This window comes from Pseudomonas sp., assembly GCF_050739995.1.
Lineage (GTDB): Bacteria > Pseudomonadota > Gammaproteobacteria > Pseudomonadales > Pseudomonadaceae > Aquipseudomonas.
In genome coordinates this window covers 1-3,762 of sequence record NZ_JBOICG010000063.1, presented here as the reverse complement: position 1 = coordinate 3,762, position 3,762 = coordinate 1, and the positions used below count along the sequence as shown (strand labels likewise).

Below are 3,762 nucleotides of genomic sequence, written 5' to 3'. Positions count from 1 at the left end.
AAGATCAAAATGTGGGAGCGGGCTTGCTCGCGAAGGCGGCGCACCCGTCAACGCATGTGGCGGCTGAACCACCGCCATCGCAGGCAAGCCAGCTCCCACATTTGATTTGCGTGATAGCTACTGGCGGGCCAGGCGCACGTTCTGGAACGCCACATCCTCAGTACTGCGATACGGGTTGATATCCAACCCGCCACGACGCACATACCGCGCATACACCGTCAATTTCTCCGGCTTCAGCAAGCGCTGCAGGTCCAGGAAGATGCGCTCCACACATTGCTCATGGAAGTCCGAGTGCTGGCGAAAGCTCACGATATATTCCAGCAGGCTGGCGTGATCCAACGCCGAACCACGGTATTCCACCACCACGCTGCCCCAATCAGGCTGACTGGTCACTGGGCAGTTGGACTTGAGCAGATGGCTATGCACGCTCTCCTCGATGATGCGTGAATCATCACAGCGCAGCAGTTCCGGGCGCGGGTGCTCATAATTGCTGACGCTGATATCCAGGTCATCTATGCACACACCCGGCAACGCCATCACACCTTCGGCCTCAATGTCGGCCAGCTTGCGAATGCGCACGGTCACGGGCTTGCCGGCAGCGGCGCTCAGGTCGGTGCGCAGGGTCGCTTCCAAGCTGGCCGTATCAGCAAACGCAGTCTGGTTCAGCGAGTTGAGGTACAGCTTGAAGGACTTGGACTCGATAATGTTCGGCGAGTCGGCTGGGATGCTGAACTCACCGATAGCCACCACCGGCTTGCCTGAAGGCAGCAGCCAGGACAATTCGAAGCAGTTCCAGAAATCCACGCCCTTGTAAGGCAAGGTCTCGGCGCTCAGTCCCAACTCGGCCCACTTGGCGGCACGAGGAATCGGGAACAGCAACGAAGGGGTGTAGGTGGAGATGTATTCACTGGACTTGCCCAGCGGCGAATGTTCGGCTGCGGGATGCATGGCGGAAACCTGGCTAAATAAACCGCACCAGTCTACCAGCCTTTGCTCCCGCGCCTAAACGACAGCGGATCAATCGACGTTAAGCTTGCCGACCATACCCGCCTGGTAATGCCCTGGCAGGTTGCAGGCAAACTCCAGTCCGGTGGCCTTGGTAAAGGTCCACGTCAGCTCAGCGGTCTTGCCGGGCTCCACCAGTACACTGTTGGGGTCATCGTGTTTCATGCCTCCCATATCGCCATGGCCCATCGCACTGTGGTCCATCTTGCCCATGCCGGTGGCGGTAAGCATCCCGCTGGCCTGCATCTGTAGCATTTCCTTCTGGTGTTCGGCGTGCATCGCCGCGTCGCCCAGGTTGAATTCGTGGAGCAACTGGCCTTTGTTGACGAGTACAAAGCGCACCGTCTCACCGGCTTTTACATCCAAAGATTTGGGCGAAAAGGAAATGTCCTGCAGCACAACTTCTACAGTGCGTGTGGCCTTGCTCGCCGGCGCCGGCTGGCCGAACGCATAGGTATGTGCCGCGTCAGCCACCGCATCAAGGCTTAACGCCAACAGGCAACCGGCCAACAACAAAGGTGTACGCAACGCCATTTCTCACTCTCCAATATGTGGGTCAAGCCTGCGACGCACTCTAAGATAGCGCCGCTGCCAGCCACCTGACTGCTAGATTACAACTTTGTCAGGTTGCGCCCATCCCCTGGCACCCAAGGTATAAAGCCCGTCGTAACCCGTTGCCAAGAGCTGCCCATGAAATTGCTGATCGTCGAAGACCAACCCAAAACCGGTCAATACCTGCGCCAAGGCCTGGCCGAAGCTGGCTTTACCACCGAGCTGGTGGCTGACGGCACCACGGGGCAGCACCTGGCACTGACCGGCGACTACGACCTGCTGATCCTCGATGTCATGCTGCCAGGCCGAAACGGCTGGCAGATTTTGCAAGCTGTTCGCAGCGCCGGCCTGGACCTTCCGGTGTTGTTTCTCACCGCCCGCGATGCCGTGGAAGACCGTGTGCACGGCCTTGAGCTGGGGGCCGATGATTACCTGGTCAAACCCTTCGCCTTCTCTGAGCTACTGGCCCGGGTACGCAGCCTGTTGCGCCGGGGCAGTAGTTCGCCCCAGGAAACCACCCTGCTACTGGCCGACCTGCGCCTGGACCTGATCCGGCGCCGTGTCGAGCGAGATGGCCAGCGCATCGACCTGACCGCCAAGGAGTTCGCCCTGCTGGAATTGCTGCTGCGCCGCCAGGGCGAAGTACTACCCAAGACCCTGATCGCCTCTCAGGTATGGGACATGAACTTCGACAGTGACACCAACATCATCGAAGTAGCGATCCGCCGGCTGCGCCTGAAAGTCGACGACAACTACCCCAATAAACTGATCCACACCGTACGTGGCATGGGCTATGTGCTGGAGGAACGCGTCAATTGATCAAGCGCCTGTCCCTATCCAGCCGCCTGGCACTGCTGTTTGCCGCTTGTACGGCAGTGGTTTCGTTGCTGGCCGGCGTACTGTTCAACCGCGCCAGCGAGGCGCACTTCATTGAGCTGGACCAGCAGCAACTCGACAGCAAGCTCCTGGCATTGCGCGCAACCCTGCAGGGTGTCGACTCGCCAGAGTCATTCGCCCGCCACGAAGCACAACTGCGCGGCGAGCTCCTTCGCCAGCAGGACCTGACGCTGCGTATCACCGCCGCAGGCCAGCGCTGGCTGGACGATGCTCCCGACGTCACCCTGCCCGAAGCTCCCGGCCTGCATAGCCTGCAAAACGCGGGCACCGACTACCGGGTGTATAACGCGCCCTTGAGAGCAGGCCAACCTGACTCACCGAAGCTGACGCTGATGCTGGATATCACCCATCACCAACACTTCCTGCAACGCATGCAACACCTGATCTGGCTCACCGTCGGCCTCTCGGCCCTGGCCACCGCCCTGCTCGGCGCGTGGGCGGCACGCAGTGGGTTGCGGCCACTGCGGCGCATGGGTGAAGTGGCTGCCAGCGTGTCCGCCCACTCATTGACCCAACGCCTGCCCCAGGAACAAATGCCGGTGGAACTGGCCGAGCTGGCCCAGGCGGTCAACGCCATGCTGGACCGCCTGGACGATGCTTTCCAACGCCTGTCGGCATTCTCCGCCGACATCGCCCACGAGCTGCGCACCCCCCTGTCGAACCTGTTGACGCAGACCCAGGTCATCCTCACTCAACCGCGCCCACTTGAAGATTATCGCGAGGCGTTGCACAGCAATCTGGAAGAGCTGCAATGGATGGCACAGTTGGTGAATGACATGTTGTACCTGGCCAAGGCAGATCACGGTTTGCTGGTGCCCAAGCGGGAAGCGTTGGCACTGAAGGATGAAGTCGACGCATTGCTGGAGTTCTTCACACTGCTGGCGGAGGACCGTCAGGTCAGCCTGGTTCGCGAGGGCACGGCCCATACAACAGGTGATCGCGGGATGTTGCGCCGGGCATTCTCGAATTTGCTGGATAACGCGTTGCGGTTTACCCCGCCAGGTGGCGAAGTGCGTGTACGGATAGACGATGGAGTGAGACTTTCAATAGAGAACACCGGGGATGGTATTCCTGCGGAGCTGCTGCCGAGGTTGTTTGATCGCTTCTACCGGGCTGATCCGGCGCGGCGTGAAGGCAGCAGTGAACATGCAGGGCTGGGGTTGGCGATTACCCAGTCGATTGTGCGGGCCCACGGCGGGAGGATTTATTGTGAGTCTGAGGCGGGGTTGACGCGGTTTGTGATTGAGTTGCCCAAGGGGAGTTGATGCAAGCTGGGCCGGCCCCATCGCAGGCAAGCCAGCTCCCACA

4 protein-coding genes are annotated in these 3,762 nt (G+C 60.4%); 2 read left to right on the top strand and 2 right to left on the bottom strand.

What is annotated here, in order from left to right:
* Window positions 1-117: 117 nt before the first annotated feature.
* Both queF and ACRESD_RS02310 read right to left on the bottom strand, forming a co-directional pair.
* A complete protein-coding gene (gene queF / locus ACRESD_RS02315; RefSeq protein ID WP_431749451.1) occupies window positions 118-948 on the bottom strand; it encodes an NADPH-dependent 7-cyano-7-deazaguanine reductase QueF in 831 nt (276 codons plus the stop codon).
* 69 nt (window positions 949-1,017) lie between these two features.
* On the bottom strand, window positions 1,018-1,539 hold the full coding sequence (locus ACRESD_RS02310) for a cupredoxin domain-containing protein (protein ID WP_431749450.1): 522 nt from the start codon (window positions 1,537-1,539) through the stop codon (window positions 1,018-1,020).
* A 156-nt stretch (window positions 1,540-1,695) separates the two neighbouring features.
* Between ACRESD_RS02310 and ACRESD_RS02305 the strand changes: the two genes are divergently transcribed.
* Both ACRESD_RS02305 and ACRESD_RS02300 read left to right on the top strand, forming a co-directional pair.
* The gene (locus ACRESD_RS02305; RefSeq protein WP_431749449.1) at window positions 1,696-2,376 is read left to right on the top strand and encodes a heavy metal response regulator transcription factor; all 681 of its coding nucleotides are present in this window, start codon (window positions 1,696-1,698) and stop codon (window positions 2,374-2,376) included.
* Entirely contained in the window at window positions 2,373-3,719 is a 1,347-nt protein-coding gene (locus ACRESD_RS02300) for a heavy metal sensor histidine kinase (RefSeq protein ID WP_431749448.1), read from the top strand. Before ACRESD_RS02305 ends, ACRESD_RS02300 begins: the two co-directional genes overlap by 4 nt.
* Window positions 3,720-3,762 lie beyond the last annotated feature (43 nt).